The 5,997-nt window shown below is 29.1% G+C and carries 3 protein-coding genes; all 3 read right to left on the reverse strand.

Annotation, left to right across the window (positions count from 1 at the left end; translation table 11 throughout):
- Positions 1-1,223: hypothetical protein (locus AZI32_RS16630; protein ID WP_061997032.1), on the reverse strand; the 1,223-nt coding region annotated here is incomplete at its 3' end.
- A gap of 394 nt (positions 1,224-1,617) precedes the next feature.
- Positions 1,618-3,759, reverse strand: coding sequence for a ribonuclease R (gene rnr / locus AZI32_RS16635; RefSeq protein WP_061997034.1), 2,142 nt, complete (start codon positions 3,757-3,759; stop codon positions 1,618-1,620).
- Between the two features lie 1,051 nt (positions 3,760-4,810).
- The gene (locus AZI32_RS16640) at positions 4,811-5,527 is read right to left on the reverse strand and encodes a pseudouridine synthase (protein ID WP_061997035.1); all 717 of its coding nucleotides are present in this window, start codon (positions 5,525-5,527) and stop codon (positions 4,811-4,813) included.
- Between the last annotated feature and the right edge of the window lie 470 nt (positions 5,528-5,997).

Here is a 5,997-nt window from a genome sequence, read left to right on the forward strand (position 1 = left end):
CCTGTTACTGGCACTGTTCCAGTTACACTTACTTCTACTGTATTTCCTACATCTACTGTTCCTGTTACTGGCACTGTTCCAGTTACACTTACTTCTACCGTATTTCCTACATCTACTGTTCCTGTTACTGGTACTGTTCCAGTTACGCTTACGTCTACTGTATTTCCTACATCTACTGTTCCTGTTACTGGTACTGTTCCAGTTACACTTACTTCTACCGTATTTCCTACATCTACTGTTCCTGTTACTGGTACTGTTCCAGTTACACTTACTTCTACCGTATTTCCTACATCTACTGTTCCTGTTACTGGCACTGTTCCAGTTACGCTTACGTCTACTGTATTTCCTACATCTACTGTTCCTGTTACTGGTACTGTTCCAGTTACGCTTACGTCTACTGTATTTCCTACATCTACTGTTCCTGTTACTGGTACTGTTCCAGTTACGCTTACTTCTACTGTATTTCCTACTTCTACTGTGCCTGTTACTGGTACTGTTCCAGTTACACTTACTTCTACTGTATTTCCTACATCTACTGTGCCTGTTACTGGTACTGTTCCAGTTACACTTACTTCTACTGTATTTCCTACTTCTACTGTGCCTGTTACTGGTACTGTTCCAGTTACACTTACGTCTACTGTATTTCCTACATCTACTGTGCCTGTTACTGGTACTGTTCCAGTTACGCTTACGTCTACCGTATTTCCTACTTCTACTGTGCCTGTTACTGGTACTGTTCCAGTTACACTTACTTCTACTGTATTTCCTACTTCTACTGTGCCTGTTACTGGTACTGTTCCAGTTACACTTACGTCTACTGTATTTCCTACATCTACTGTGCCTGTTACTGGTACTGTTCCAGTTACGCTTACGTCTACCGTATTTCCTACTTCTACTGTGCCTGTTACTGGTACTGTTCCAGTTACGCTTACGTCTACTGTATTTCCTACATCTACTGTGCCTGTTACTGGTACTGTTCCAGTTACGCTTACGTCTACTGTATTTCCTACATCTACTGTTCCTGTTACTGGTACTGTTCCTGTTACACTTACGTCTACCGTATTTCCTACATCTACTGTGCCTGTTATGCCTACTGTACCAAGCTGAATTATACCATTGGCATCAACTTGAATTGGATGAGTTTGCTGAGTATTAGGATCTACACCATTAGCTAAAACTAGCAACTGTGATGCTACGTTATTAAAAACTAAATTATTGGCCATTTATACTCCCCCCGTACTACATGATTAACATAACTTAACATTTTTCATTGCTAAGTTTTGTGATTGCTTTTCTTTCGTTCAGTTTATAATATTCTTTTTATATCAAATTGGTTCATAAACCGAGTTGTTTTTACATCAATTTATTTATATATTAAAATATAGTTTATAAATTTCTACATTTCACTACATATATAGGAATACAAATTTTTAAATGGATAATTTTTAAAGTCCACTTTGAACCCTATATAATAAAATAAGCTAAAAAACTAATCTATAAATTTACCAAGTAATAATCTTGTCGTTAGTTACTGCTTATAAACATAAAAAAAGTCTTAAAACGGATTTAATTTTCCATTTTAAGACTTTTCATTTATAATAAAGTTTTTCAAACTATTTATTCACTTTTTTCTTCTTCATTTTGATCTTGCTCTACAATTTCAAAGAAAATTTCATGAGCATCTAAATTTACTCTTGAGCAAACAATTCTAACTTCATCACCTAATTTATAAATATTTTTAGTTCTCTCACCTATAAGTTGAAGATTTTTATCATCAAACACATAATAATCATCCTTTAGGTCAGTTATATGAACTAATCCTTCAACAGTATTTGGAAGCTCTACAAATATTCCAAAATTAGTTACTGATGATACTATTCCATCAAACTGCTCACCAATTTTTTCACCCATGTATTCAGCTTTCTTTAAATCATCTACATCTCTTTCTGCATCAATAGCAATTTTTTCTGTGTCTGATGCTTGTTTAGATGCAACTTCCACTGATTTTCTTAATTTTTTCTCTCTCTTATCATTTATGCCACCATTTAAATATTCTTTTATTATTCTATGAATTATTAAATCTGGATATCTTCTAATTGGTGAAGTAAAGTGACAGTAATATTTAGCTGCAAGACCAAAGTGACCTAAACACTCTGGTGAATATTTAGCTTTCATCATAGAACGAAGTAATAATCTACTAACAACATGCTCCTCTTTTTTCCCTTTAACTTTTCCTAATATATCTTGAAGCATTCTTGGATGAACCTCAGATGTATTTTTTATGAAATATCCTAAATTATATACAAATTCATTAAAACTCATTAATTTTTCTTCATCTGGATCCTCATGGACCCTATATACAAAAGGAGTATTTAGCCAAAACATATGTTCAGCTACAGTTTCATTAGCAACTAACATAAATTCTTCTATTATTCTATTTGAAACTGCTCTTTCATAAGGTTTTATATCTATAGGTTTTCCATTCTCATCTAATATTATCTTAGCTTCGTCAAACTCAAAGTCTATAGAACCTCTTCTAGTTCTTCTTGAGCTTAAAATTTCATAAAGCTTTTCCATATTTTTAAAATCTTCATATAGATAATCATATCTTTCTATAGTTTCTTTATCATTGTCTCTTAAAATTTTTGTTACATCTGTATAAGTCATTCTTTCATTAGTTTTTATTATAGATTCACAAATTTCATGATCAACAACTTTTCCTTCATTATTTATCTCCATAAAACAAGATAGTGTTAATCTATCAACTTTAGGATTTAAACTACATACTCCGTTAGAAAGTTTTTTAGGTAGCATAGGGATAACTCTATCTATTAAGTATACAGAATTACCTCTTTTTAATGCTTCTTTATCTAAGTTTGATTTTTCAGTTACATAGTGAGATACATCTGCTATGTGAACACCTAATTTAAAGTTTCCATTTCTTAAAACTTCAACTGATACTGCATCATCTAAGTCTTTAGCATCTTCCCCATCTATTGTAACCATTTTTAAATCTCTTAAATCTTTTCTTCTTTTATATTCATTTTCTGGTATCTCTTCATCTATATCTGCCGCTTCTTGTTCTACTTCATAAGGGAACTCTTCTGGAAGATTGTGTTTTCTTATTATAGTTAATATATCTACACCTTTTTCTTCTTTGTAACCTAATACTTCAACAACTATACCTTCAGCTTTTCTATTATCTTCTGGCCATTTAGTTATTTCCACAACTACCATCTGACCAGTTTTAGCTCCATTTCTTTTTGCCTTTGGTATAAATATATCCTTATTAACTTTATTATCCTTTGGAACAACAAAACCAAAACTTTTACTGTCTTGATATAATCCTACAACAGTTTTATTTTTTCTTTCTATTACACGCTCTATAAACCCTTCGCATTTTTTGCCATGATTTTCATTTTTTAGTATTTTAACTAAAACTCTATCTCCGTTCATAGCTGTATTAACATTATCTGCTGGTATGAACACATCTGGTCTATCATCGTCTAATATTACAAATCCAAAACCTCTTTGGTGTGCTTGGAATTTACCTACTTCCATACCCATTTTATCTACCACACCATATCTATCTTTATCATTTTTTATTATTTGCCCATCTTGTTCCATGCTATCTAATATTTTCTGAAAATCTTTTATTTCTCTTTTGCCTATTCCAAAAATTTTTCCAAGTTCTTGAGATGTCATAGGCTTATATGCTTCTTCTGCCATAAAACTAAGCAGAACTTCTCTTATATTCATTTTATACCTCCTTAATTTATGATATCTATTTAGAAAATTTCATATTTACTTCGCTAAAATTTTATCTATATATTAATAATTATACACATAAATCAACCTAATTATTGATATAAAAAAAATTTATATTCTCTCTTTTTAAATTATAAGGTTCCAATTTCACTTCTAAAATTATTATTCTAAAATTTGGATACCCCAATTAATGAGATATACTCGAAAATACTTTAAATTCAACATCACATTTTATATAAAAATATTTTAAATATCATTTATTTATATTATCACACTTTTCATCTATTAATATGTTAATTATTTATATTAAGCATAATTAAATAATTAATAAGCCAGTATTTTCACCTATTTGATATGGACAATTCTCCTGTAAAATTTAAACATACGCCTACTATTACTCTATTTTATATTATTATTTTGTAACAAATATCTTTAAAATATTTCATCTTTATTTCTTCATCATACACCCTGTATTTTTATAGGGTTCCAAGTTGACTTTTAAAATTATCCATTCCAAACCTTGGATACCTAAAATAGTGAGACATGCTCTGAATCACTTGAAATTCAACACTATATTTTGTATAAAAATATTTTAAAGTTATTGAATAAATTTAAATTTGAGCTTGTTTCCCTATATCTTTAACTATTGGAATTTAAAATCTTGAATTTTGTTAATAAAATATGTATTTGTTAACAAAAATAAAAATCTTCTAGCTACAACTAGAAGATTTTTATTTCAAATTATATGATTAAATAATTTGACATATAATAAATACATAACAGCCCTTGGGGTTGGGCTGTTATAAATAAATAAAAAGGGGGCTATATATCTCTTTATTTATTTTGCAATTACATTATAGTCTTTTTTAATATTTTATTCAAGTAAATTTGTAAAAAAATTTGAAAAAATCACTTTTTTTATTTTTTTCCACATTTTTTTCAAATTTTTACTATTGATTACAATACTAATTTTATTTCTGTGTACTTTTTGTTAATGTTTTATTAATTCATATGACATATTATTACATATTTTTCTTAGCTTTTAAAGGTTTTTTAGTATATTTATTTCCTCTTCAGTTAGTTCTCTATATTTTCCTTCTTCTATACTTTCATCTATTTTTAGTGGTCCAAAACTTATTCTTCTTAAGTAAACTACAGATTTACCTACAGCATCAAACATTCTTTTTACTTGATGAAACTTTCCTTCTTGAATTGTAATTTCTACACAAGAACCATTTTCACCAGATTCTAATATATTTAATTTAGCAGGCATACATAAATATCCATCATCTAAAGTTATTCTATTTTCGAATTTCTTTATGTCCTCATCTGTTACTTCCTTATCAATCTCAGCATAATAAACCTTATCCACATGATTTTTAGGAGCTATAAGCTTGTGATTTAATTCTCCATCATTTGTTATAAGTAATAATCCCACAGTATCTTTATCAAGTCTTCCAACTGGGAATGGTTCAAATGCCTTATATTCTTCATCTAGTAAATCTATAACCGTTTCATCATAATTATCAAAAGTAGCACTAACAACACCATCGGGCTTATTCATCAATAAATATATAAACTCTCTATAATTTAAAGTTTCTCCACTAACTTGTATAATGTCTTTATCCGGATCTACCTTTAACCCACTATCTTTTACAGATTTACCATTAACTAAAACTTCCCCTTTTTTACAAAGAATTTTTACCTCTTTTCTTGTTCCATATCCTAGATTTGCTATTATTTTATCTAATCTTTCCATAAATCTATCACCTTTCTTTATTATGTACTAAAATTGCAATTTTAATTATTCCTATATAAGGTTCCAAGTTCACTCTTAAAATTATCTATTCCAAAACTTGGATACCTAAAATAGTGAGACATGCTCCGAATTACTTAGAATTCAATGCTGAATCTTGTATGAAAATATTTTAAAATTATTAAATAAATTCAAATGGGAGCTTGTTTCCCTATAGTTATAAATAATTATAACTTACCTTATAATAAAAATAATATAGGTTTCAAGTTGATTTTAAAAATCATTAATTCCAAAACTTGAATACCTAAAATAGTGCTACTAGCTCGCAAGCACCTAAACTCAATACTTAATTCTGTATAAAAATATTTTAAAGTTATTGAATAAATTTAAATTTGAGCTTGTTTCCCTATATAGGGTTCCAAGTTGACTTTTAAAATTATCCATTCCAAAACTTGGATACCCCAAATAGTTAG

The organism is Clostridium sp. ATCC 25772 (assembly GCF_001573875.1).
GTDB classification, from domain to species: Bacteria; Bacillota; Clostridia; order Clostridiales; family Clostridiaceae; genus Clostridium_J; species Clostridium_J senegalense.

Coding starts and splice junctions, on each gene's coding strand:
- AZI32_RS16640 (WP_061997035.1), bottom strand. CDS start 5,527: ATGGAAAGATTAGATAAAATAATAGCAAATCTAGGATATGGAACAAGA.
- rnr (WP_061997034.1), bottom strand. CDS start 3,759: ATGAATATAAGAGAAGTTCTGCTTAGTTTTATGGCAGAAGAAGCATAT.